The sequence below is a fragment of the Nostoc sp. 'Peltigera membranacea cyanobiont' 232 genome (assembly GCF_002245985.1).
Lineage (GTDB): Bacteria > Cyanobacteriota > Cyanobacteriia > Cyanobacteriales > Nostocaceae > Nostoc.
The window spans coordinates 39,455-63,028 of sequence record NZ_NOLK01000044.1; the positions used below are offsets into that span (position 1 = coordinate 39,455).

The 23,574-nt window shown below is 43.2% G+C and carries 22 protein-coding genes and 1 riboswitch; of the genes, 10 read left to right on the forward strand and 12 right to left on the reverse strand.

Going from position 1 to position 23,574, the window contains the following annotated elements; all coding sequences use genetic code 11:
- Positions 1–19: 19 nt before the first annotated feature.
- The 6 genes from CDG79_RS16745 to CDG79_RS16770 all read right to left on the reverse strand — a co-directional run bounded on the left by CDG79_RS16745 (position 20) and on the right by CDG79_RS16770 (position 8,951).
- Entirely contained in the window at positions 20–1,162 is a 1,143-nt protein-coding gene (locus tag CDG79_RS16745) for a cupin domain-containing protein (RefSeq protein ID WP_094343119.1), read from the reverse strand.
- A gap of 4 nt (positions 1,163–1,166) precedes the next feature.
- Positions 1,167–3,008 carry a GMC family oxidoreductase gene (locus CDG79_RS16750; RefSeq protein ID WP_094343120.1) on the reverse strand — a complete coding sequence of 614 codons (1,842 nt, stop codon included), beginning with the start codon at positions 3,006–3,008 and terminating at the stop codon, positions 1,167–1,169.
- Between the two features lie 23 nt (positions 3,009–3,031).
- Positions 3,032–4,105 carry a gluconate 2-dehydrogenase subunit 3 family protein gene (locus CDG79_RS16755; RefSeq protein WP_094343121.1) on the reverse strand — a complete coding sequence of 358 codons (1,074 nt, stop codon included), beginning with the start codon at positions 4,103–4,105 and terminating at the stop codon, positions 3,032–3,034.
- A 332-nt stretch (positions 4,106–4,437) separates the two neighbouring features.
- The gene (locus tag CDG79_RS16760; protein ID WP_094343122.1) at positions 4,438–5,421 is read right to left on the reverse strand and encodes a quinone oxidoreductase family protein; all 984 of its coding nucleotides are present in this window, start codon (positions 5,419–5,421) and stop codon (positions 4,438–4,440) included.
- A 170-nt stretch (positions 5,422–5,591) separates the two neighbouring features.
- Positions 5,592–7,448 carry an alpha-amylase family glycosyl hydrolase gene (locus CDG79_RS16765; protein ID WP_094343123.1) on the reverse strand — a complete coding sequence of 619 codons (1,857 nt, stop codon included), beginning with the start codon at positions 7,446–7,448 and terminating at the stop codon, positions 5,592–5,594.
- A gap of 315 nt (positions 7,449–7,763) precedes the next feature.
- On the reverse strand, positions 7,764–8,951 hold the full coding sequence (locus CDG79_RS16770; RefSeq protein ID WP_094343124.1) for a glycosyltransferase family 4 protein: 1,188 nt from the start codon (positions 8,949–8,951) through the stop codon (positions 7,764–7,766).
- Between the two features lie 295 nt (positions 8,952–9,246).
- On the opposite strand from CDG79_RS16770, the gene CDG79_RS16775 reads away from it, so the two are divergent.
- Entirely contained in the window at positions 9,247–10,317 is a 1,071-nt protein-coding gene (locus tag CDG79_RS16775) for an LOG family protein (RefSeq protein WP_094343125.1), read from the forward strand.
- 107 nt (positions 10,318–10,424) lie between these two features.
- Here CDG79_RS16775 and CDG79_RS16780 read toward each other — a convergent pair whose 3' ends face one another.
- Positions 10,425–11,513 (reverse strand): nucleotidyltransferase domain-containing protein, encoded by a 1,089-nt coding sequence (locus CDG79_RS16780; protein ID WP_094343126.1) that lies wholly within the window; start codon positions 11,511–11,513, stop codon positions 10,425–10,427.
- Between the two features lie 178 nt (positions 11,514–11,691).
- Positions 11,692–11,925: a Nif11-like leader peptide family natural product precursor gene (locus CDG79_RS16785; RefSeq protein WP_094343127.1), complete on the reverse strand. Its 234-nt coding sequence runs from the start codon at positions 11,923–11,925 to the stop codon at positions 11,692–11,694.
- A 431-nt stretch (positions 11,926–12,356) separates the two neighbouring features.
- On the opposite strand from CDG79_RS16785, the gene rplU reads away from it, so the two are divergent.
- From rplU to CDG79_RS16820, 7 genes are all read left to right on the forward strand, one after another.
- The gene (gene rplU, locus CDG79_RS16790; RefSeq protein WP_094343128.1) at positions 12,357–12,764 is read left to right on the forward strand and encodes a 50S ribosomal protein L21; all 408 of its coding nucleotides are present in this window, start codon (positions 12,357–12,359) and stop codon (positions 12,762–12,764) included.
- A 30-nt stretch (positions 12,765–12,794) separates the two neighbouring features.
- A complete protein-coding gene (gene rpmA / locus CDG79_RS16795; protein WP_094329576.1) occupies positions 12,795–13,091 on the forward strand; it encodes a 50S ribosomal protein L27 in 297 nt (98 codons plus the stop codon).
- Between the two features lie 596 nt (positions 13,092–13,687).
- Complete coding sequence (locus CDG79_RS16800) at positions 13,688–14,110, forward strand: hypothetical protein (RefSeq protein WP_094343129.1); 423 nt, start codon at positions 13,688–13,690, stop codon at positions 14,108–14,110.
- Positions 14,111–14,218: 108 nt separating this feature from the next.
- Positions 14,219–14,827: a thioredoxin family protein gene (locus CDG79_RS16805; protein WP_094343130.1), complete on the forward strand. Its 609-nt coding sequence runs from the start codon at positions 14,219–14,221 to the stop codon at positions 14,825–14,827.
- Between the two features lie 8 nt (positions 14,828–14,835).
- Positions 14,836–15,528, forward strand: a complete 693-nt coding sequence (locus CDG79_RS16810) for a cytochrome c biogenesis CcdA family protein (protein ID WP_094343131.1) — start codon at positions 14,836–14,838, stop codon at positions 15,526–15,528.
- Positions 15,529–15,668: 140 nt separating this feature from the next.
- Positions 15,669–16,265: a cytochrome b/b6 domain-containing protein gene (locus CDG79_RS16815; RefSeq protein ID WP_094343132.1), complete on the forward strand. Its 597-nt coding sequence runs from the start codon at positions 15,669–15,671 to the stop codon at positions 16,263–16,265.
- Between the two features lie 7 nt (positions 16,266–16,272).
- Positions 16,273–16,989 carry a molybdopterin-dependent oxidoreductase gene (locus CDG79_RS16820; protein ID WP_094343133.1) on the forward strand — a complete coding sequence of 239 codons (717 nt, stop codon included), beginning with the start codon at positions 16,273–16,275 and terminating at the stop codon, positions 16,987–16,989.
- Between the two features lie 22 nt (positions 16,990–17,011).
- On the opposite strand, the gene CDG79_RS16825 is transcribed toward CDG79_RS16820, so the two are convergent.
- Genes CDG79_RS16825 through cobG form a run of 3 tightly spaced genes read right to left on the reverse strand, consistent with a single transcriptional unit; the run spans position 17,012 to position 19,868 of the window.
- Positions 17,012–17,716, reverse strand: a complete 705-nt coding sequence (locus CDG79_RS16825) for a precorrin-2 C(20)-methyltransferase (RefSeq protein ID WP_094343134.1) — start codon at positions 17,714–17,716, stop codon at positions 17,012–17,014.
- Positions 17,717–17,718: 2 nt separating this feature from the next.
- On the reverse strand, positions 17,719–18,345 hold the full coding sequence (locus CDG79_RS16830; RefSeq protein ID WP_094329569.1) for a precorrin-8X methylmutase: 627 nt from the start codon (positions 18,343–18,345) through the stop codon (positions 17,719–17,721).
- A gap of 59 nt (positions 18,346–18,404) precedes the next feature.
- Positions 18,405–19,868 (reverse strand): precorrin-3B synthase, encoded by a 1,464-nt coding sequence (cobG, locus tag CDG79_RS16835; RefSeq protein WP_223278186.1) that lies wholly within the window; start codon positions 19,866–19,868, stop codon positions 18,405–18,407.
- A 61-nt stretch (positions 19,869–19,929) separates the two neighbouring features.
- A riboswitch (adenosylcobalamin-variant (AdoCbl-variant) riboswitch) is annotated at positions 19,930–20,020 on the reverse strand.
- Positions 20,021–20,282: 262 nt separating this feature from the next.
- On the opposite strand from cobG, the gene CDG79_RS16840 reads away from it, so the two are divergent.
- Positions 20,283–20,696: a thiol-disulfide oxidoreductase DCC family protein gene (locus CDG79_RS16840; protein ID WP_094343136.1), complete on the forward strand. Its 414-nt coding sequence runs from the start codon at positions 20,283–20,285 to the stop codon at positions 20,694–20,696.
- Positions 20,697–20,788: 92 nt separating this feature from the next.
- Here CDG79_RS16840 and CDG79_RS16845 read toward each other — a convergent pair whose 3' ends face one another.
- Entirely contained in the window at positions 20,789–21,673 is an 885-nt protein-coding gene (locus CDG79_RS16845; RefSeq protein ID WP_094343137.1) for a LysR family transcriptional regulator, read from the reverse strand.
- A gap of 105 nt (positions 21,674–21,778) precedes the next feature.
- Here CDG79_RS16845 and ilvD point away from each other — a divergent pair, with 105 nt between their 5' ends.
- A complete protein-coding gene (gene ilvD, locus CDG79_RS16850) occupies positions 21,779–23,512 on the forward strand; it encodes a dihydroxy-acid dehydratase (protein ID WP_094343140.1) in 1,734 nt (577 codons plus the stop codon).
- Positions 23,513–23,574 lie beyond the last annotated feature (62 nt).

Below are 23,574 nucleotides of genomic sequence, written 5' to 3' on the forward strand. Positions count from 1 at the left end.
TCAGAATTAGGTACGGAAATTAAATTGTGTGATACAAGAAAGCAACGAACTTCAGGGGTTTTGTACCAGGGTTACGAATGCCATGCATCCCACCACTTTTGGTAAAAATGATGCTACCTGATTTCACCGGGAGTTCTTTAAATTCGCGGTTCCCCAGTCCCATGACTTGACGTTCTACAGTTGGGTATTTGTCTGTGGCTGGATCGTCGCCGACACGCATATAAGCAATGCCTTCTCCCTCGGTGATGTAGTACAATTCTTCTGTACCAATATGTTGGTGAGTGCCTTCCACTTTGCCGGGAGGAATTGTCACTTCGTGGAAGAAGATGTTGGAACCGCCTAGTTCCCGTTGAACAATCCAGCGCATATCAATAATGTTGTCGTCTGCTCGATCTGGATTGTCGCCATCCATCATTGCATTCCGATAGCGCACAGGCTGAATGTCTGGTGCTTGCAAGAACCAACCGCGTTGGAAGTTAATTAGGTAGTTTTGATCTGCAATCGTGTTTTGCTGTGAACTGGGTTCTTGAGTCCGGGGTTCTTGGTGCGATCGCGAATAGTCATTATCCCAACATGCATCAGCATCACTAATTTGGTAGCCAGTGGGTAAATTGCGATCGTTTTCCCGAAATGCCAATTCTATCTGCTTTAGTGCTTTGATATCTCGCAAAGCTGGGTTAAATGCCTTGACTCGCGTAATTGGCCCGTTACGCCCCATTTGATCCAAAATTTGAAAATCGTGGTAGCTGGTATTAGGAGCTTCTAAGGTTTCCCAAATCTCTACTTCGTAAGCATCAATCCACGGGCAATAGTGCAGCTTTACCCTGCTTTCTCCTTTCTTACTTTCATCTTCCGGTAACAGTTTCACCCAGGCAATCAGATCGTTACTGAGCAACCGTTTTTTCTCGCGTACTTGCTCTACTAAACGACTGGATCTGTATTCCAGTCGCAGAAAATTACTGATAAATTTCCCATCGAGATATACCTCTCCCTTGAGGGCATTGATACCCAAATAGCTGCGAACCTCTCGCACATTGTAACGGTAGCGGGGGCTGCGGGTAGCGTTGAGGTATTCGGCATGGTAAATGCGATCGGGAAAAAAGACGACTTTAAAAATCTCGTTCCACGGATTGGTTTGAATGTCGTTAAATGCTGGATCCATAAAGTTAAAGCCTCTTAAGTAATTCGTCAGCTACCCGAAAAGAATTGGCCTGAATTGTCAACGTGGGGTTTGCGCCTCCCGATGTCGGCATAAATGAGCCATCGGTGACGTAGAGGTTATCAAAGTCCCAAACTTTGCAATTGCGGTCTAGCACCGAGTCTTTGCGGTCAGTACCAAACCTAGCTCCGCCAAGAATATGGTTAGCAATCCGTGCTAAGGCGTTTTCTGCCAGGTACACGCCACCTTGACCTTGAAATTCAAATTTGAATTCGCCTGGAATTGAATTACCACCCAACTTCAAAACCTGGCCGCACATTTCCGCCAAGGTGTCCATGAGATATCTATCGTGGCTGTGCCATTCTTTGATGATGTGAGCCACAGGACGACCCCACTTATCTTTAATTGTGGGATGGAGTTCAATTCGATTGGTCTTCAGGGGTACTTGATTGGCCATAAAGCTGACGGATAAACCCCTACCCATGTTGTTGTCCAAAAAGTCCGTCAACCCTTGAGCCGCTAAACTAGTGTCTTCGATGAAGCCTTTCCAAAGTGTGTCTAAATCACGACTACCGTGGGTACGTCCGAGAGAAATAGGCAAGGCTTGATCGGAAGTATTGTTGTAGATTGCCCCACCTGCCCAAAGTCCTCTGCTTTTGAGAAAGTCGTCAGTGGCGCAAACATCGGTTGCCCAATCAGCATCAAGAGCTAAGGTTTTATCGCTGCGAGTGGGCATCAGGGCGCTAGCACCTCCAAAACAGTGGGTAAGGAAGTATTTACCTAATAAATCATTTTGGTTGATGCGTTGATTGAATTCGGAACTCAGCTGTCCTGACAGCTTCAGCAACCGAATCGATTCAATGGCAGAACAAGCGACGATTACCAACTTTCCTTGAGCAAACCGGGTTTTGCCGCTCGGATCGCGGTACACGACTCGGCTAACTTTCGATCCCTCACTTTCGAGATGGGTGACTACGCAGTTTGTGCGAATTTCAAAATTTGGTTGGTTAGCGATCGGGCTAAGTAAAGATACCCAAGTACTTGATTTCACACCTAGAGGACAGCCAAAGCGGTTCACATAACTGGTTTTGATGGTTTCGGGATCTTTGGGAACTTTGCGTCCACTAGGTTGATGATCGCGGGTAATCACCGCTAGCGGTGTGCGGTAGGGCTTAATCGGCTGACCTTTACCCAATTGTTCGCCTACCTTGTCCATACCAAATTTCGCATAGTTGCTAATTGGGTTAGGTTCTAGGGGCGGTTGATAGCTATCTTTACTAAAAGGCTTGAGTTGATTGTCTGCTGTACCGTTAAGACCTACAAGATATTCGGCTTTCACATAGTACGGTTCTAGCTCGTCGTAACTCACAGGCCAATCACGCGCTTCTCTTTGCACATCCCCATTCGGGTCATTCTTTAAGTCTTTACGTCCAGCATTAAAGCTTTGGAGCCGTAAATCGGTGGGTGTGAACCGCAGGGAAACGCCACCATAAAGTTGAGTACCCCCGCCTACTACTTGAGCCGTATAACCTTCAATTGTGGCTCGGTCTTGTCCATTGGGATCGCGGTAGATATGCGGCTCGTCGTTAATATCTGGTTCAACGTGGCTAGAATAAAAGGCTTCGTTCTGATTAGCAACTCCAGGAACGCGGATACGCTTTTCTGGGCCATCAGCAAACAATTCATCGCGCTTAAAGTCACTTAACCCTTGAGGATTCTGATACTGGGGTCGAAATAGTGGGCCTTTTTCCAGAATCAGCACTGATTTCCCAGCCTTCACTAAAGTGTAGGCAATGGGGGAACCTCCAGCGCCACTACCAATAATCACTACATCAAATTCTGTTTGCATATATCTTCTCCTGGGAAAATCAATTAGCCTCGATAATCGCTGTTAAGTCCAAGGGGTGCTTCTATCGCTCTGCGCCAATCAAATAAGGTTTTGCCGCTCTTATCTGTATACCTTTCTGATAGATAAGCCCAACCTGTTCCTCCCACATTTCCACCATATTTAGGATGAGAAAATGCACCTGTAAATGTGTGGCGGCGCAGTAATTGCAGGAAGAAAAGGGGTTCTTGATATTGCTGATAATTCCAACCGTTAACTTTGTTTGTAGCCATTTCGTTATACAGGTCGATGTACAACTCTTTAGAGACATCTTTTGGCTCAACGTAGGGATTGCGCTGCCGTAATATCCGGCTAATTTGACCTAAGCAAATTTTGTAATCAATTAAATGATGATTCTCTTCCCTAGCTAAAATGTTGTCAATAAAGTTTGCTGCTCCTACTGATTCATCTAGACGATAAGCATAGGCGTATTGCACCTGTTTATCTTGTTTACCCAAAAAATTGTAATAACGGTTCAAAAAGTTTTCCCCTTCCTTAGTTCGGAAAGGTAAAATATGATCTACTAATCGAGCTACAATGTCAAATTCCCAATCTTCAAAGTTCAATGGCTCAGTACATAATTGGGTAAAAAATCGCGACCATAATTGACCGTTGTCAAGCTGGGTACGCTGAGGATTTACTGGGTCTATTATTGCTTGCCCATCGACGATAAATTTGTAGGTGTGAAATTGTCCTTTCGGTACGATAATCGATAAAGCATAATATCCTGTAGGTTCGCCAACAAAGTTGACAGACTTGAGTGGAATTGGCTCATAAAGGTTGGCAAAGGTTCCAATCACAGCAACATTTTTTGGTGGCGTGGCTCCTGGTTGCTGATATACGAAAGTCACTACATTAGAAGAATAACTTTTGACAAAATCACTACCATCGCTGTAACTATCGATAATCGGAAATCGCCAAGCTTCAGAAATACGAGATCGCGGATCGTCATCACTCAATTGTCCAAAGTTATGGCGAGGGTCTGTATTATCTCTGGCAAGAAATTTAGTGCAGTGGTTTAGTACGTATTGGTCATCTGTTTGCAAGATTTCAATAGCCATTAATTTTTCTCCTGGTAGATAAATATCGACCAAATTAATTCACAACAAATAGCAGCAGTTAGCATTTGGTAATTAATCCAAATTTGCTTTGCTGGACTACACAAATAGTTGTGTTTATGGAAACAATAATAACTTTAATCTTTCCGGAAAATTGACTAACAATTTCCGAAAAAATTATTAAGTTTTATCAAAACAGAATTCAGAAGTCAGAATGAAAAATGTATTCTGTATGGCTGACGGATAGCAAGTCTGTAAATGTTTGAATAAATGGGTTTAAGACCCCCAGCAAATGATAGATTTGCTGGTCTTGATTCTGATTTCTGGATTCTTCTTCAACCGTAATATTTGGCATCAGGCACGAGGATAATTTTACCAAATGCCTGTTTGTCCTCAATTCGCTTGTGGGCAGCACTTGCTTCTTGTAGGAGCAAAACGGAGTCAATCACAGGTTGAAATATTCCGTCGGCGAAGTGTTGCAAAATTTGGTCGAAATCTTGCGGTTGAATCAGATCAAATGAACCTTGAATGCTGGCGTTTTTCATCAGTAGATCCATGACATTAATTTCTGCCACATCACCACTGAGAGTCCCAGCACAAACAATCCGTCCTTTGTTTGCCAGCATACTAATAGACGATCGCAATGTTGTCCGTCCTACTAAGTCCAGCACAAGAGTAGCGCCTTGTCCCTCGGTTATCTCCATCACCTGCTCTACTAAATCAGGAGAGTGGCGATCGAGGACAAAATCGGCTCCTAGTTGGTGTAATCGCTCTGCCTTGTTTTTGTCACTGATGGCGATCGCTTGAGCATTCTGCCAACGCGCAATTTGAATTGCAGAGGTTCCCACTCCACTAGATGCTGCATGAATCACAATTCGCTCTGCCTGTTTTAGCACACCGTTATAAAATAGGGCAATCCAAGCAGTTGTGAAAGCTAAACCAATGCTGGCAGCGTCAATGTAACTCAGTCCATTGGGAATACGGTGGAGTTGGTTGATTGGGAGGGTGGTATATTCGGCATAAGCACCATTTCTTTCTCTTCCCAAGGCTTCAAAAGTAGCAACTATGCGATCGCCTATTTGCCAATCTTTTACCCCTGCACCCAATTCTACGATTTCCCCTGCTACATCCATACCCAAAATATGGGGCAAATTTTTTTGAATAAAAAACCTTCCTGAGCGGTGAAATATATCTGTGTGATTTACCGTAGCAGCATGAACCTTGACTAAAACCTCATTAGCGATCGGTTTCGGTGTTGGAAAGGTTTCGTAGTGTAGGACTTCTGCATCCCCTCTTTCATGCATGACGATCGCTTTCATGACTGTATTCCTCACAGAACTTACGCAAAACTTTAGCCAGAACCCCTATTCTCAAGTAGGGGCAATTCATCATAGTTCGTAATTCGTAATTCGTAATTCGTAATTACAAATTATGAATTACGAATTGTTTAAGAATTGCCCAGAGCGCATGTAGTTTTGTGTAAGTCTTGTTATTGAGAGAGAATCAAGACGCTATAAGGGCCAATGCCAACATTGGCACGGAAGGGCATTCCATCAGAGTCATTGCGATCGGCAAAGGTATCATAACCAAGATGGTTGCCAAAATCTGGGCTGTAGCCGTTCCAGTCGCTGTTAAATCTTATCTTCCAAGTTCCGCCACGAGGAAAGCCCAGACTATAGCTATCGTAGGAGCGATCGCCCATATTCACAACAACAACTACATCATCCCCTGCCCCGCCGTTGTCCCAACGATGAAAGGCAATAACTTTGTCGTTATTGTTGACATGATGTACATTTACATGCTGTCCCTGCAAACCTCTGGTATTGTTATTCCAGTTACGGCGTAAACGAATTAACGACTGATAAAGATCCCAAATACCACAAAATCTATCTTTTTTGCTCCAATCTAAAGTGCCAGAGTCTTTCCAACTTCCCCATTCCAGAAATTCCTGACCTTGAAAAATCATCGGAATTCCAGGAGATGTAAACACGAGAGATGCTGCTAAGGTAGAGCGTTTGCGGGCAAACCAGCTATCTGCATTACCACGCCAAATTGCTTCTGGGAGGCGAACTTTGTGGTTAAGATCCGCTACTTCGTCATGGTTTTCGCTGTAGATAACTCGCTTCCAAGCATCAGTTTCAAACCTTTGCAAAATTGCGTCCCGAACGCTGTACATATTACGGGCGCTATCACTTGGAGCCACCACCGCTTCCAAAATTGAATAATAAAAGAAACTACCCCACTGAGAATCAAATCCTGCTCCCCCGGCTCCTGTACTACGGTTAATCCATTCGTTATTTTGCAAGTCTTCGGCAATGGTAATCTTCCACGGCATCTTGCTATTTATTTCATTGTTGATCCGTTGCATCAAATTCCAGCCTTCTGGAATATCATTTGCAGGCTCGTTGTTTTTGCCGTAAATATTACGAATGTTCACAGTGGAATCAAACCGTAAACCATCTATATGATATTCTTCCAGCCACATCAGAGCATTATCACGGATATATTGCCGCACTTCACCCCGACCATAGTCTGGGCGAGGGCCAAAACCACTTTCTACTCGTCTGTCGTTATAGAAATAGATTCCATCCTCATTATTTTGATTCCAACCATCAAACTGCCGTAGAGAATAATCTAGTTCTCCACTACCAAAATGGTTATAAACTACATCGAGAATGACGGCTATGCCAACTTTATGGGCTTCTTTGACAAAGTTTTTAAATTGACTAGGATCGCCATAATTACTTTCTATATCAAAGGGGAAAGCAGGGTTATAGCCTAGAGAGTATTCTCCTGGGAAACCAAAAATCGGCATCAGTTCAATAGCATTAATGCCTAAGTCTTTTAAGATGCCTAGTTTCTCGATAATTGAACTGAAATCTCCGGGCTTTTTCTCGGTTCTATTAAAAGAAGCTACATGCAACTCATAAATCACCAATTCATTCCACGATGGCATATTGAAGGTATCGCTTCCCCAGTCAAACTTATCGGTGACAATTACACCATCCGCGCCGTCATTATTGAGGACATGTTTGCAGTAAGGATCGGTACGCCACCATACAGAATCAGCAGGAATGAAACCACCTTTAATCACATAGCGGTACTTTTGACCTTCTTCAGCTTTAGGAACATCCACAGACCAGTATCCATTATTTTCAGAGGCGAGGAGATTTGCAGTTGTAGACCAGTTATTAAAATCTCCAACCACATAAACTGCTGAAGCAAATGGCGCCCAAACCCGAAAGGCTGTTCCTCCTTTGTAGGGAATAGCCCCCATTCCAGTACGGGTAGAGGCTTTGATCGCAGACGTACCTGAGTTAACACTTAGTTCGGTTGAGATCGCCATAAATTAGATTTCTCTCTAGGAGATGACTGAATAGGAAAGTTTGGCGTTGCTGATTCAGTTTGATTTCAAAACCTTTGTAGAGGTGTGAACTATCCCGTCTCTATTATTTGGATTGATACATACTGCTATTAAGCAACGCCAAAACCAGATTAAATTTGCCCTGCTGAAGAAATTACAGCAGTGCCTATTGTGGATTTATCAAAAGTTGATTAAGATTTTATGCAACTTTAAACAAAGTTTACATTTATCCACTTGTCAAGGACAGCTAAATGAAGCTGTCCCTGATGTCATATATAGAACAGTATACTTGATTGATTACCAGGCAATTTGCGATCGCTCCTGGACAACTAGCTGATATACTTCTTCAGTTTGCCTAGCTAATTTCGGCCAGCTAAAGCGGCGCTCTAAATCCTTATAAGCGTTATCTACCAGCCATTGCCGATAACCTGGATTTTTCAAAACTTCCAAAATTCCCCAAGCTAAAGAATCGGGATTGTTCACCCAAGTCACAATACCTGTTTTGGTATGTTGCACCACTTCAGGAAAACCACCAGTATCAGAAACCACTACAGGAACACGGGAGGCAAAGCTTTCTAAAGCGACAATCCCAAAGGGTTCGTAAAGGCTGGGAAACACAGCACAATCAGCAACAGTTTGGAATTTATCTAAGTAATCATCAGAGAGAAAACCGGTAAAATAGCAATGATGCCAAATTCCTAAATCCCAGGCTTGGCGCTTGAGATGGTCAGTATTGCCGCCACCGACGATGACAAATTTAACATTACCTCCCATTTCTGAAAGGATCTTGGGTGCAGCATTGAGTAATATCGGTACACCCTTTTCGTAAGTCATGCGACCAAGGTAATAAACGATTTTCTCATTGTCTGTGGCAAATTGGCGGCGAAAATCCAGCGCATGAAAATCTATGTGATGCTGCTTCTTTTCGGCTCGGATACCGTTATAAATGACATCGATTTTGTCCCAAGGACTGTGTAATGCTCGTTCTACTTCTTGGCGCATATAATCACTACAAACGATAATCCGCCAGGCGTTGAAAGCCAGCAAGTTTTCTTTGCCATTTATATAGCCTTGGATGTCTGTGTGAATACCGTTATAGCGTCCGTATTCTGTAGCATGAATTGTGGCAACTAGTGGTATTTTAAAACTATGCTTGAGTGCGATCGCTGCATCTCCTACTAACCAATCATGGGCATGAATTAAATCAAACGGCCCTTCTTCCAAAATCAACTTACCACCGTGATGTCCCATACTCAGGTTGAGATTGACTACCCAGTGGAAAAAGTCGTTACTATACGCCACAGGCACGCGATGTACCTTTACTCCCTCAACCACCTCATACATTGATGCCTGACCAAACTCGGCCGTAATCAGGTGGATTTCATGCCCCAGCTTTACCAGTTCTGGGTACAACTCCGCTACATGCCGTGCAATTCCCCCAACAATCCTGGGCGGAAACTCCCAACTCAGTACCAATATCTTCATCTGCTAGACTCCCCGACACTTTACAAATACCTAAAAAACTACATTTACCTAAAAATACAAGGGTGGCAAATGTAGTGAGTATGTTTACTAAAATTGTTAGATTTTTTAACTGTTATTTTGTTAAAGCTTATCAAATATCCAAATAAACAAACCACTCCAGACACAGAGAACACAGAGACAAGAGGTTAAAGCGCTAAGTTCGGAGAGTTCTAACTCTACATCACAGGGCTATATCCCGCTTGCTAGAGTGTGATTCATTCACGTAGAATATAATGCCATTGTTGCAGCAGTTCTCATGACTTCATCTGCGTCATTTGACACATTAGAGTCTTTACAGGCGGATATCGCTGAATTGATCGCTCGTTTACCGACATTAAAAAATCGGCAACTTATTCAGCAAGCACTTGCCACTATTATTCGTCTAGCTGATACCGAGATTGAGCGTCTTGACTGGAAAATCTTGTCGGCTGCATTAGCAGATATGGAACGCGGTTTCCAGTTGTTTTATGATTACCGACACGTTCGCAAAGTCACCATCTTCGGTTCTGCTCGTCTAGCACCAGATACACCAGAGTACCAAATGGCCCTTGAGTTTGCTCGTACTATTTCTCAATTAGGATTTATGGTGATGACCGGCGGTGGCGGTGGAATCATGCAAGCAGGTCACGAAGGGGCTGGGCGAGAAAATTCCTTTGGATTAAACATTCAGTTACCCTTTGAACAAGAAGCAAACCCATTTATAGAGGGCGATCCCAAGCTAATTAACTTCAAATATTTTTTTACGCGCAAACTGTTTCTCCTCAAAGAAAGTGATGCTGTAGCCTTATTTCCGGGAGGGTTTGGCACTCAAGACGAAGCTTTTGAATGTATGACATTAACCCAGAATGGGAAATTTGGCCCAGTACCTCTGGTTTTAATCGATCGCCCTGGTGGTGATTACTGGCGTTCTTGGAGCGAATATATTGATCGGCAATTAGTGGAAAATGGTCTTGTCAGTCCTGAAGACCCCAGCCTTTACACGGTGACAGATAACCTGGATGTGGCTTATGATGCCATTACTCGTTTTTACCAGGTTTATCACTCCTGTCGTTATGTCAGTAATCAGTTAGTTATTCGCCTGAAGACAGATATATCAAACGCTCTTGTAAAGCAACTCAATGCTGATTTTAGTGACATTCTTGTTAAGGGACGGATTGAAAAAAGTCAGGCATTACCTCAAGAAGCACAAGATGAAACTGCTGAACTACCCCGCCTCATTTTGTACTTCAATCAACGGGACTTGGGGCGATTGTATCAGATGATTGCCACAATTAATCAGATGGGTAATCCTTCACCAGAGGATGCAGCGCATCCAGAAAGGAAGTAGCTTTTAAGGAAAGGGAGAGAATTGGGAATTACTTTCCCTTTCCTAATTTTCAGGTTATAAAATGTCAGAATTAAAGACTCATAATTCCCAAGGCTTCACTTTTTTATTTACCAATTTTGCATTTCTACTAATTCCATACACAACTCATTAATTTGCTCTAAATTAGGTTTGTGAGGTAGGGCGGACTGTTCGTAAACAACTTCCATTTCAGCAACCAAATCTTCTGCCATTTTCATCACCTGCTCATAAGAATACTCACCCTTTAAAATAGCTTTTAAATCATCAACATCACCAGCTATTCTTCTATCTACAATCACTTCACCTTGCTGCAAGATTTCTACTCCACTGCGTAACAATCTAATGCAGTGCATCCCATGTTTTAGGTCAAAACCCGACTGTCTTTCCATTTCTGCCCTAGCCGGATTTCTATTTTCCTGCCAAGATAAGTAAGCTTTCCATTCTCTTAAAGCTATTTGATAACTTTGGCTTTTTTGAAGCAGACGGATAAAATCTTTACGGCTATTGGTTAAATGTTGAGTATATTCTAAAGTCTCATCGGGTAAAGTATATTGTTTTAAGACTCCTTTAAAATCAATATCTGCTGTTAACAATTGGTATAACTGCTCCGCTTCTTCTAAAAACTCAATCCGTCCTCTGATTAAGTTATAAAGATACTCCAGAAAAGCATTTAGCTCATCTTTACTGAGGGGTGCTTCGTCTTCTATGGCGAAGTCAGATGGAATTGGTTTTTTTTGCGGCGGCTTTAATAACCATTTGCGATGAGTTTCCATCTTTTTAATTTGGGCGAAGGCATAACCAGTGTAAGTATGTTTTACCTTCTTGCTCAAAAATAGCTGCTTATGATTAATTAAATGCTGTCCAACTGCGTTGACAAAAGGATAGTTATTTAACCAGAGCAATTCTAAAACATTGGGATTTGCACCCGCTAATAACTGGAGAATTTTTCTTAATTCATATATAACTGTGTCTTTGTTACCATCAACAAATGGAAATATTCCTGGTTCATCCCAACCAGTATCTTTTTGTTCGATGCGATCGAATCCCAAGTAGTATCTTTTAGGTGCAATAAATACTCCCCGATAATCAAAGTCTGAATCAGGACGATTTAAACCATAGCCGTGGCTACCAGCTAAACCAATTAAAATAGTTCTTTGCTCAACTTCTATTCTTTTCATATCACCTGATTAAAATATAGCCATCCTAACTCATGAGTTAAGCGGGTGAGAAGATAGTAAGCAAAGTTACTGAGTTTAATAGAAATGCTCCTCAAGGAGATGATCCAACGGTGTCCCCTTGAGGAGCAAAACTTATCAATTGAGTTGTTCCTATACTTTCAGTTTCTTAGAATAGGAATTATCTAGGATTAAGGTGCCGTCTAGTTCCCCATCCTGGATTAACGATGGCGGCTAAATCTTCTTCAGATAACTTGTTGATTTCATTTTCCAGTTCATCAGCCGTGAAGTCATAGCCACGCTCTTTGGCAATCTTGATGAAGGCTTTTGGATCGGCTGTTGCCTTGAGTCTTTGCTGTAATGCTTGATCTTGTTTTACAGCTTGAAAAAGTCGGGTGGCATTTTGCTGTGTCATGACAGTCCATCTCCTGTTTTGAAGATTGGGTTTAAATGTATGAATTTGATTTTTGTCGATTCCCTTAACTCTGTAAAGAACTATTAGATTAAGCGCGTAAATTTCATTTTAAAACAAAGAATAAAAATGTGTGGATATTGACAAGAAACTATAAGTTTGAGTCTAAAATATTTCTTCCAGTTTGTAGAAATCATCCCTAAGATGGAAGCAGTATTTAACTAATAAATATTGATTCTGGTTTTTGGGTAAGCGATCGCCACCACGAATTTTGGCAAATAAAAGCTTGACTTACCACCTGTGAATAAAATATAATATTAGATTGTCTGTCTAATTCCTGCTCGGATCAGGTAGACATATTACAAAAGCTGGCAAAAGCCTCTCTACAGGAGATAAAAACCAGCTACCTGTACGGCAACCTCAAGGACAATTTAATGACCTACGCAATTATTGAAACTGGCGGCAAACAAATACGAGTAGAGCCAGGGCGGTTTTATGATATTGAACTGCTTCCTACCGAACCAGATGAAAAAGTTACAATAGACTCCGTATTACTCGTGCAGCACGATGGCGAAGTCAGCATTGGACAGCCACTAGTGACAGGTGCGACTGTAGAAGGGACTGTAATGCGACATTACAGAGGTCGTAAAGTCTTGGTATACAAGATGAAGCCGAAAAAGAAAACCCGCAAAAAACGGGGGCATCGTCAAGAAATTACCAGACTTATGATTGACTCCATCACCCTTAACGGTGAAGTGTTTGTTGCCCAAGGAGAAGCGGAGAAGGAAAGCCCCGTTTTAGATGAGACTCCTGCCGAAGAAGTTGAAGTCGCTGCTGAATAATAAAAAGAAGTAGATACAAAAGAGGAAATCATGGCTCATAAGAAAGGAACAGGTAGTACACGTAACGGTCGTGATTCTAACGCTCAACGTTTGGGTGTCAAGCGTTATGGCGGTCAAGTTGTGCGTGCAGGAAACATTCTCGTGCGTCAGCGCGGTACTAAATTCCACCCTGGTAACAATGTCGGTATTGGTAGCGATGACACTCTGTTTGCCTTAATCGATGGTGTTGTAATGTTTGAGAGAAAGGGCAAAACCCGGAAAAAAGTTAGTGTTTATCTACCCATAACTGCTGTTCAGGCAGCCCCTGCTGAAGCTGTAGCAGGTTAGAGTGTGAGGGTGGGTAACATTGCCCACCCTAATCGCTAATTAGCGCTGGCATAATGGTCAGATTTATATAGATTTCTAAAATTTTCTAAAAGTCGCTTTGTTTCTCTGTTAACCATAGATTAGTATCAGGATCGTTAAAGCGCAGATATTCTTCACTAACAAAATATTACAAAAGAAAATTTGCTTGCGTAGCTTGCTGCCGTATATATTTTATATCAAGTCTTAAGCACCAATTTTTGCATGTTCTAAAGTTCAGATAGCTCATGGACTTCAGCATGAGGTTTTGCTGAGATAATAGATACCTAAATTAGGTTCTGCTTTGAACTACCATGAATACCTGAGAAAATGCTGAGAATTAACTGAATTTTCTCAAGGGATAAATTTATGAAAATCATGGCTTAGTTTCAATAAGCTCTCAGTCCTCATAGAGATACTTTGGATGTTGGGGATAAATCAAATGTCAGTACCAAAAGTTTGATGAAATCCTCTATAAAAAAGGCATCTTTTTTACCTCAATAGCCTTTAAGAATGTGCTATAGCTTAATTTCCCTGAGTCAATCAATACAAAAAGAACTATCCAAAGGACGAAAAAAAATATGAACTGGAAAATACTTTGTTTAATTGCTGGTTTAAGTTTAACCGCCAGTCTCACTGCTTGCTCTAGCAGTCCTGCAAGCAACAATCAAATTGCCCCTGAAGCCTCTCCTGCGATGAGCAAAGATAAAGCTGGCGATGCGATGGGTAAAGATGCGATGGGTAAAGATAAGGCTGGCGGTGCGATGGGTAAAGATGCGATGGGCAAAGATAAGGCTGGTGACGCGATGAGTAAAGATAAAGCTGGCGGTGCGATGGGCAAAGATGCAATGGGTAAAGATAAGGCTGGTGACGCGATGAGTAAAGATAAAGCTGGCGGTGCGATGGGCAAAGATGCTATGGGTAAAGATAAGGCTGGTGACGCGATGAGCAAAGACAAAGCTGGTGATGCTATGAAGCAATCCCCGGCTTCCACCAAGCCCTAGCCACAGCTTTGCATCTCACTTTTCTTGTAAGATTAGGGGCTGCTTACCAGGAAAATCTTAAGCCAATCCCTATACTTTGGCGCTTTGACATCAACAGGAGAAATTCTGATGAATCACAACCTGCTCCACCGTCGTCAGTTACTTTTTTATATTGGCTTAGGGGTTGTCGGAATCGGTGCAGCCACAACACTTTCCAACTTCAGAAAAGTGAATGCCCCTTCTATCTCTCCGGCAATAAGTAATAATACGCAAGACTCGGAAAGTATTGCAGTAAAAACTCCCGTAGGAAAGAGTTTACCAGAGTTTCAGGGTATCAGTCAGTGGCTTAATTCTACTCCTTTAGCGATCGCCGATCTCAAAGGCAGTGTTATTCTGATCCAGTTTTGGACTTTTGCTTGTATTAACTGTCAGCGTACCCTGCCCTACATTACTAAATGGCATCGGCAGTATGAGGCGCAGGGACTCAAGGTGATTGGTATCCACACACCAGAGTTTGCTTTTGAGCGAGATCCGAACAATATAAAAAAGGCGTTGCAAAAACACCAAATTACTTATCCGGTTCCAGTGGATAACGAATATAAAACTTGGAACGCCTACGAAAATCAGTATTGGCCCCATATATTTCTAGCCGATCGCCAGGGTTTACTACAATATGACCATATTGGTGAAGGGGCATACGAAAAAATAGAGCAAACTATCCGCCAGCTATTGGGGTAGAAGGAATTATGACGACTTCTACTTTATCAATTAGTCTCGCTTTACTGGGGGGAGTTTTGAATGTCCTTTCACCCTGTGTTTTACCGATTTTACCAGTGCTATTAGGCCGCTCGCTCCAATCCCATACTTACGGCCCAGTCGCGCTGGTGGGGGGATTAATCGCTGGTTTTGCACTGGCAGGTAGTTTAATCGGTGTAACATCAGCCTGGTTTACGGGTTTGGCTAATTTATTACGGAATGGCGCGATCGCACTTCTTTTATTTTTAGGATTACTCGCAATTTTCCCCACCTGGAGTTACCGAATATTTACTTATATTCCGGTCGGTAATTGGGCTAAGAAACCCCCACGAATTGGACTTATGGGAGAATTCTGGTTAGGGACTCAGTTGGGGCTTTTGTGGACTCCCTGTGCTGGGCCAGTTTTGGGAGGAATTTTAGTCTTAGCGGCAGTTAATCATCAAGTCGCAGGTGCATTTTGGCTGCTGGTTGTTTATGGAATCGGAGCAGGTTTGCCTTTATTAGCGATCGCCTACGGTGGGCGAGTACTTAGCAAACGCATCTTCAATGTCCGCCGCCATAGTGCAGTGTTGCAGCGTGTAGGTGGTGTTGCGATCGCAGCGACAGCAATTGCTATTCTTCTCGGTTGGGATGTTCAGATACAACTTTGGTTGGCTCCCTTCTTTCCTACTCAACCGATATAATTCGTAATTCGTAATTGGAGAACTGGGCAACTAATTTTAGTTATGGAAAATAAAAAATGCGTATTATCTTTATTTAAGATAAAACTGACTTATCTATGCACTTTTAACTACGAATTACGAATTACGAATTACGAATTATCATGGTTTCATCTAAACGCAAAGTCCGCTCAACACCAAGTCAGACTTTCCTCTCAAAGACCTTTCACTGGATTAATATCATCAGTCTCATCTTGATGATTAGTAGCGGATTGCAAATATATAATGCTAACCCAGTATTTGGCGGGCGTGCAGGTTGGCATTTTCCTGACTTTTTGTTGCTGGGGGGTTGGCTTGGGGGTGGCAGAAACTGGCATTTTACTGCTATGTGGCTATTTTCACTAAACTTACTTTGGTATGGAATCTATATCTTTGTAACTCGTCGTTGGCAGCGTCGCTTTGCCGATGGCGGTGATTTAAAAGCATTGCAAGTCAGCCAGAACCCAAAGCGCAAAAATTACGCATGGCATCGGCTAGTTTATACTGCTATCATTCCCGTGTTGCTGCTGGCAATCTTGAGTGGTCTGGCGATGTACAAACCTGCCCAATTGCATTGGCTTTCGGGGCTGTTTGGTAGTTGGCAAACTCTCCGCACTGTTCACTTTATTACTGTTCCTACAGTCATACTGTTTACAATTGCTCATTCCTTACTTGCCCTGAAGGTAGGAAGCATCCGTCTAGTTAAGTCTATGTTCCTGTAGAGGTCTTATGAGTCTGATTCTTCCCAAACGCACCCTATCCCGTCGTCGATTACTCCAAGTATCTGGACTTTCAGGGGTAGGCTTTCTTTTAGGTGGCTGTGGGACAAACTTGTTCTCAGATAATCTGCGGCAAATATCTGAGCCGCTAAACCAACGTCTAGAAGCACTCCTGTTAAGTCAGAAACCAGTTCCAGAATTTGCTGTAAGTGCCATAGAAACAGACAAATTGCTGGTTAATACCTTTGACTTCACGCCACAAATCGATCCGGCGCAGTTTCGCCTAAAGATTGATGGCGAGGTTAGCAACCCGATGCAATTGAGTATGGGGGATATTGAAAAACTTCCCTTAACTTCAATGGTAATTCGCCATGTCTGTGTTGAAGGCTGGGCTGCGATCGTTCAATGGGGAGGTGTGCGATTGCGAGACTTGGTAGCGCTGGTACAGCCTAAGTCAAATGTCCGTTATGTCTACTTTAAATCTGCTGATGGCTATTATGAAAGTTGGGATCTTGCCTCTGCTGTACATCCGCAAACCCTGATGGCTTATCAAAAGAATGGACAACCTTTATCAGTTGATAATGGTGCGCCTATGCGTCTAGCATCCCCAGTTAAACTGGGCTACAAACAAAGCAAGTGGGTAACTCAAATTACATTTGTCAGCAATTTGTTACCTCTTAAAGGTTATTGGGAGGATCAAGGATATGAGTGGTTTGCAGGGCTATGAGGGAGCAGGGGGGCAGAAAATTTTACAATCGATTCTTAGTTGGGATTACAATCATTGAGAAATAGGGTACTTTATCTGGATCGACTTCATCCAGGGGTATAATTCGTTGCTGCGACGTTGATGCCCGCTCAATATATCTTGCTCGTGATGCTAGCCCTAATTTATGCAGAATATCCCGTACTTTGGTAAAGTGACGACCTAGCTTCATAATTGCTGCTGCATCAGTTATCAACAAATGTGTAGTTAGTTCTTCTGCTGGCAATGGGGCGGGTAAGACTGTGAGAATATCGGTGTAGTAAGTGAAAGGTACACCCAAAGCTACCGGACAAGCCATCAGCGAGGAAACTCCGGGGACAACTTCTGTTTGGTACTGGTCAGATAATCGTGTGAACAGGTACATGAACGAGCCATAGAAAAATGGATCGCCCTCGCACAACACCACCACATCTCGACCGGCTGCTAAATGTTCGGCGATTGGTTCAATTTCTTTATCGTAAATAGACTTGGCCTTTTCTGGTTCCAAAGCGCGGGGGAGATGAAATAACACCTCGATTTGATTGCCAGGAAGATATTGCGCCACGATCGCTCTAGCGATACTCTCTTTACCTGTGGCTGATTGATAAGCTACTACAGGAGCCGCACGTAATAGCCGCAGCGCTTTCAAAGTCAATAGTTCTGGATCGCCTGGGCCAACACCAATTCCATAGAGACGACCTTTAGTTTTCATATTCATTCTTCCTCCGTTGCCAGGGCGTTAACTGCTGCTGCTGCGATCGCACTTCCACCGCGCCGACCATGTAAGGTTAAAAATGGTACATTCCTGCTATCTGCCGCCAATGCTGCTTTCGATTCGGCTGCACCGACAAATCCAACTGGGAAGCCTAAAATAATTGCAGGTTTAGTAGCTCCTTCATCAAGCATTTCTAACAGTCTAAATAGTGCTGTGGGCGCATTCCCAATTGCGATTACCGATCCTTCCAGGTGCGATCGCCATAATTCCAAAGCTGCTGCCGACCTTGTAGTACCCATCTTTTTAGCAATTTCTGGCACTTCCGGCTCGTTGAGGGTACAGATAACTTGATTGTTTGCAGATAACCGTCGTCTGGTAACGCCATCGGCAACCATCCGGCAATCGCATAGAATTGGCGCTCCCTCTGCTAAGGCTGCCCTTGCAGATTGTACTGCTGTTGGTGAATATCCCAAGTCAGTAACAATATCCGTCATCCCACAGGCATGAATGAGACGCACGGCAACTTTTGCTACATCTGGTGGCAGTACATCTAAATTCGCTTCTGACCGGATGATTGCAAAAGAATTACGGTAAATTTCGTTGGCATCTCGGATGTAGTCGGGCATTCGATTTGGGATTTTAGATTTTGGATTGACTTGAGAAGTGAGCCTAAGTGTTTATTGAATTAGAGTTGTAATTGAGCGATCGCACATCGATTGCTAAATTCCCCAAAAGATTCATTGGGATTTAAGCGTTGAATTTTATATACATATAGCATCCGCTCTATTAATGCAGGTAGTTCGGTAAAAGTCACATATTGATATATTTCCCGTCCAAATTTCTGCTTGCTGTCACCAACATAAACGTGATAGCCTTCTACAATTCCACCGTCAGCCTCAAAGTTGACACCGAGCAGAGTAATATCACTCTTGCTATGGTGGGCGCAGGATTTTTCGCAGCCACTGAAGTGGATATTAACTGGGCAATCCAGAGTAAGGCGAGTTTCCAGATACTCAGCTAATGCCAACGCATGACTTTTAGTGTCTGTGGCAGAAGAAGCACAACCCTTGTTTCCAGAACAGGCAACTAATGCACTCTTGATGTTAGTTGCAGAGAAATCTAATCCTAAAAAAGTAATTTCACTTTGGACATCATCAACCCATTGCTGAGGAATGTCTGCAATCAGCAAATTTTGCCAGGGAGTTAACCGAAGAGTGCCACTACCATATTTTGCTGCTAAATCTGCTAAACCCTTCATCTGTGTACTTTCCAATCGTCCCAGAGGTAATACGATACCAATATAAAATAAGCCTCGCTGACGTTGGGGATGGATACCAATATGCTGATACTTGCCCTCTCCTTGCAAAATAGTAGAGAATTCCTTTAGGGGTTGGGGGATTAGGTATTTTCCCGTTTCACCGTCCAAAAGCGGGAAAGGTAAACGTTGCTGAACTTCTTGGAGATAATTTTCACAACCCAAAGTATTCAATAACTCTAAGAGACGTAGCCGACGCTTATTTGTAGTATTAGTATGAGCTAGATAGACCTCTGCCAAAGCTGCCAAGACAGGTAAACATTGCTGTGGTGTTAACAAAATTCCCGTATTGCTAGGCGGTTGGCCCTTTGCGCCGACACTGAGATAAAGGCGAAAGTAAACATCAGCATTGACTAAGACAGCAGCAAATAGGATATCATTTAAGCGATCGCACACGCGAATTATTCCACCACCATCAAAGCAAACGCTAAATTTTGCCGATAGTCCTGAAAGCGCCGGATGTGCGGCAATATAATTATCCCAATCTTCCACAAAAGGGCGAGTGTCGATTAATTCTTGGGAGTCGATACCAGCAGTTGGGCTGGTCATAATATTACGGATATGGTCTACAACAGAATTGTGAGAACCCAATCCCATAAGCTGTAAGTGCTTCAAAACCTCGGCATTTATCCCCGTGCGGATCTCGCGGACTTGTAGGTTAGCTCGATTAGTCACATCCACATAGCCGCCACCGTACTGCTCTGCTATGTCTGCGATCGCATGGCACTGCTGAGTACTAATAATTCCACCTGGTATTCTAATGCGAGATAATATCCCATCGGCGGCGGGTGTAGCATAAAACAAGCCAGGACAAGTGGCAAATCTAGAAAGCAAATTTAGAACTCCTTCCCCGTGCGACGCAGGGAGTAGACGGTGATTGTGTCTTGATGACATCTTGAAAGTTGGCATTCTGACTTGGGCGATCCCATCACAGCTGCGGCACAGTCCCGGAATTTCACCGGAGTTTCCCAACTCCAAGCTTTAATAATTTAGCACGAGAAGGTAGTTAGAAAATTTAACATTTCAGAATTAGGGAACTCCAAAAAATAAATTATTCAATTTGTCTACTCAACTAGACTTCTTTCTTCCTTGTCTCCCTTGTCCCCCTTGTCCCTCTGCGACGGAATATTTTTTTACTTGGAAATCCCTTAGTGAGGCAAGAGCGATCGCTACGGTTTTCTAAGCTAGAATACCAAAGTTGTGTTTAGACAGATCCGACAAGTCAATTGCCAAAAAGCTCTTATTTCCATGAACTACTACGTAATCTACGACGGAAATTGTAATCTCTGCGTTACTTTAGTGCAATTGCTAGAAACCTTAGACAAGGGAAAGTTATTTCACTACGCTCCCATGCAAGATGAACAGACACTTTTAAAGTGGGGAATTACAGCCCAAGATTGCGAACAGGGAGTAATTTTAATTGATGGCAATGAACCTCAAAGACGTTGGCAAGGCAGTAACGCCGCAGAAGAAATTGGGCGGTTATTGCCAGTAGGAAGTATATTTGTAGATGCTTATCGAGCCTTACCGGGGATGAAATGGGCAGGCGATCGCTTTTACGAACAAATCCGCGATAATCGTTACACCATATTTGGTAAGCGTTCTAGTACTTATGAATCGGGATACTGTGCTGATGGAAACTGCAAGGAATCCAAGAGTTAGTTATTAAACACGATCGCAATGCTTCTATAAAACAGTTGCTTGCAACTCAAATCGCGCCTAAGCGTTGGGCGATCGCCTTTTTAACTGACTAATTAACCACAGACACTTGTCACAATTTGTAGAAACTCCCGTAAAACAGGTGTCATATCCTCTTGTCGCCACACTACAGCCGTTTCTACTAATGGTGTTTTTTCTTCTAAAACGCGATAAACCACACCAGCCCTTTGAAGATTTTGCAAAGAAGACGGTACGATCGCAATCCCCATTCCTGCTGACACTAGCCCGATAATTGTCTGCATTTGGATTGCTTCTTGAGTCACTTTTGGGCTAAAATTCCCTTGCTGACAAAGACTCAGGATTTGATCGTAAAGTCCAGGCCCCAAATAGCGGGGGAACATAATAAAATTTTCGTTCAAGAGCGATCGCACTGAAATATTTTCTTGTCTGGCTAAGAAATGAGTTTCTAGCAAAGCTACAATTAGTCCTTCCTGCTGAATACATTCTTGATTGAAAGTGTTGTCTTCCAAAGGTGGATGGGCAAAACCTACATGGATGCGGCGATTGAATAGCGCTTGTTCTTGCTGAGTTGTCGTTAATTCTTGCAATAGTAACTCTACCTCTGAAAACTGTTCTCGAAACCGTCGCAAAATCACAGGTAGCAAATCGTAAGTTACCAAGGTGGTGAAACCTACTCGGAGTTTTCCTTTCTCACCCCTACCTGTCCGTTGAGTCAGATCGATTGCCTTGGACAGTTGAGCGAACAATTGATAAGCTTCTTGCAAAAATACTTGTCCGGCTTCCGTTAGCTGCACCTGTCGTTTGGTTTTGCGTTGAAAAAGTTCTACTCCAAGGGATGCTTCTAGCTGTTGAATTTGCTGGCTTAAGGGCGGTTGAGCGATGTGAAGTCGCTCTGCGGCTTTACTAAAGTGGAGTTCCTCAGCTACAGCAATGAAGTAGCGCAGGTGTCGCAGTTCCATAGTTTTGATATTTTATAAGTCTCAAATACTCATAAATATATATTGGACATGTCAAAAATTGCTATCTATGATACTCATACATGGAAATCAGAGGATGATGTAACGATGTCGGAGAATTTGAGAAGCCAAGTTGTGACACAAGGCGTGCAGCGATCGCCAAATCGGGCTATGCTGCGGGCAGTTGGTTTTAAAGACGAAGATTTTAATAAAGCCATTGTCGGTATTGCCAACGGTTACAGTACAATCACTCCCTGTAATATGGGGATAAATCAACTGGCGCTCATAGCAGAGGCTGGGATTAAAACCGCCGGGGCGATGCCGCAAATGTTTGGCACCATTACCATCAGCGACGGGATTTCGATGGGAACCGAAGGGATGAAATATTCCCTCGTGTCGCGGGAAGTCATCGCTGATTCCATAGAAACCGCCTGTACCGGACAAAGTATGGATGGAGTACTAGCCATTGGCGGTTGTGATAAAAATATGCCAGGGGCAATGTTAGCGATCGCTCGGATGAATATTCCTGCTATATTCGTTTACGGTGGCACAATTAAACCCGGTCATTACAACGGACGCGATTTAACTGTTGTCAGTTCTTTTGAAGCAGTTGGCCAACACAGTGCTGGAAAAATTGACGACAAGGAACTATTAGAAGTTGAAAGTCGCGCTTGTCCTGGCGCTGGTTCCTGTGGGGGAATGTTCACAGCTAACACCATGTCTTCAGCATTTGAAGCAATGGGAATGAGTTTGCCCTATTCTTCGACAATGGCAGCCGAAGATGCCGAAAAAGCCGACAGCGCAGAAAAATCAGCCTTTGTGTTAGTCGAAGCGATTCGCAAACAAATCTTCCCCCGCCAAATTATCACCCGCCAATCTATAGAGAATGCCATCTCTGTAATTATGGCGGTGGGTGGTTCGACCAATGCAGTATTGCATTTTTTAGCGATCGCCCGCGCCGCTAATGTAGAGTTAACCCTGGATGACTTTGAAACAATCCGCGCCCGTGTTCCCGTTTTGTGTGATTTAAAACCAAGTGGTAAATATGTCGCGACAGATTTGCACAAAGCTGGTGGTATTCCCCAAGTCATGAAGATGCTACTGGTGCATGACTTGTTACATGGTGATAGCCTAACAATCAGTGGTCAAACCATTGCAGAGATATTAGCAGACATCCCCGAAGAACCATCTGCCAATCAAGATGTGATTCGGACTTGGAATAACCCGATGTATGCTCAAGGACACTTAGCCATCCTCAGAGGGAATTTGGCAACAGAAGGGGCTGTCGCTAAAATTACCGGGGTGAAAAAGCCAGTAATTACCGGCCCCGCAAGAGTGTTTGAATCGGAAGAAGCTTCTTTAGATGCAATTTTGGCGGGTAAAATTCAAGCTGGTGATATTTTGATTATCCGCTACGAAGGGCCCAAGGGTGGCCCTGGAATGCGAGAAATGTTGGCTCCCACCTCAGCAATTATCGGGGCTGGTTTGGGTGATGCAGTCGGATTAATTACCGATGGACGCTTTTCTGGCGGCACTTATGGTATGGTAGTTGGTCATGTTGCTCCAGAAGCAGCAGTTGGTGGTGCGATCGCTCTTGTAGAAGAAGGCGATAGTATTACGATTGATGCACCGGCTCGTTTTTTGCAGTTGAATATATCCGAAGAAGAATTAGCCCGTCGTCGTGCCAATTGGAAACCCCCAGCCCCGCGTTACACTAAAGGCGTGTTGGCGAAATATGCCAAATTGGTATCTTCTAGCAGTCTTGGTGCTGTGACAGATTTAGATTTGTTCAACGAAGAAACAGGGGGAAGGAGACTATTAGCTAAGGGAAATAACTCCTAATATCAATACGGTTCGGTTAACGTGTTTGTCTCTCGAATATCCCCCCAACCCCCCTTAAAAAG

Bases quoted from the DNA above. Each gene is read 5' to 3' on its own strand.
- CDG79_RS16815 (WP_094343132.1), top strand. From the start codon at position 15,669: ATGGTTTCATCTAAACGCAAAGTCCGCTCAACACCAAGTCAGACTTTC.
- rplU (WP_094343128.1), top strand. From the start codon at position 12,357: ATGACCTACGCAATTATTGAAACTGGCGGCAAACAAATACGAGTAGAG.
- CDG79_RS16765 (WP_094343123.1), bottom strand. From the start codon at position 7,448: ATGGCGATCTCAACCGAACTAAGTGTTAACTCAGGTACGTCTGCGATC.
- CDG79_RS16775 (WP_094343125.1), top strand. From the start codon at position 9,247: ATGACTTCATCTGCGTCATTTGACACATTAGAGTCTTTACAGGCGGAT.
- CDG79_RS16845 (WP_094343137.1), bottom strand. From the start codon at position 21,673: ATGGAACTGCGACACCTGCGCTACTTCATTGCTGTAGCTGAGGAACTC.
- CDG79_RS16760 (WP_094343122.1), bottom strand. From the start codon at position 5,421: ATGAAAGCGATCGTCATGCATGAAAGAGGGGATGCAGAAGTCCTACAC.
- CDG79_RS16785 (WP_094343127.1), bottom strand. From the start codon at position 11,925: ATGACACAGCAAAATGCCACCCGACTTTTTCAAGCTGTAAAACAAGAT.
- ilvD (WP_094343140.1), top strand. From the start codon at position 21,779: ATGTCGGAGAATTTGAGAAGCCAAGTTGTGACACAAGGCGTGCAGCGA.
- CDG79_RS16825 (WP_094343134.1), bottom strand. From the start codon at position 17,716: ATGAAAACTAAAGGTCGTCTCTATGGAATTGGTGTTGGCCCAGGCGAT.
- CDG79_RS16750 (WP_094343120.1), bottom strand. From the start codon at position 3,008: ATGCAAACAGAATTTGATGTAGTGATTATTGGTAGTGGCGCTGGAGGT.
- CDG79_RS16810 (WP_094343131.1), top strand. From the start codon at position 14,836: ATGACGACTTCTACTTTATCAATTAGTCTCGCTTTACTGGGGGGAGTT.
- CDG79_RS16840 (WP_094343136.1), top strand. From the start codon at position 20,283: ATGAACTACTACGTAATCTACGACGGAAATTGTAATCTCTGCGTTACT.
- CDG79_RS16830 (WP_094329569.1), bottom strand. From the start codon at position 18,345: ATGCCCGACTACATCCGAGATGCCAACGAAATTTACCGTAATTCTTTT.
- CDG79_RS16745 (WP_094343119.1), bottom strand. From the start codon at position 1,162: ATGGATCCAGCATTTAACGACATTCAAACCAATCCGTGGAACGAGATT.
- CDG79_RS16820 (WP_094343133.1), top strand. From the start codon at position 16,273: ATGAGTCTGATTCTTCCCAAACGCACCCTATCCCGTCGTCGATTACTC.
- rpmA (WP_094329576.1), top strand. From the start codon at position 12,795: ATGGCTCATAAGAAAGGAACAGGTAGTACACGTAACGGTCGTGATTCT.
- CDG79_RS16770 (WP_094343124.1), bottom strand. From the start codon at position 8,951: ATGAAGATATTGGTACTGAGTTGGGAGTTTCCGCCCAGGATTGTTGGG.
- CDG79_RS16805 (WP_094343130.1), top strand. From the start codon at position 14,219: ATGAATCACAACCTGCTCCACCGTCGTCAGTTACTTTTTTATATTGGC.
- CDG79_RS16800 (WP_094343129.1), top strand. From the start codon at position 13,688: ATGAACTGGAAAATACTTTGTTTAATTGCTGGTTTAAGTTTAACCGCC.
- CDG79_RS16755 (WP_094343121.1), bottom strand. From the start codon at position 4,105: ATGGCTATTGAAATCTTGCAAACAGATGACCAATACGTACTAAACCAC.
- CDG79_RS16780 (WP_094343126.1), bottom strand. From the start codon at position 11,513: ATGAAAAGAATAGAAGTTGAGCAAAGAACTATTTTAATTGGTTTAGCT.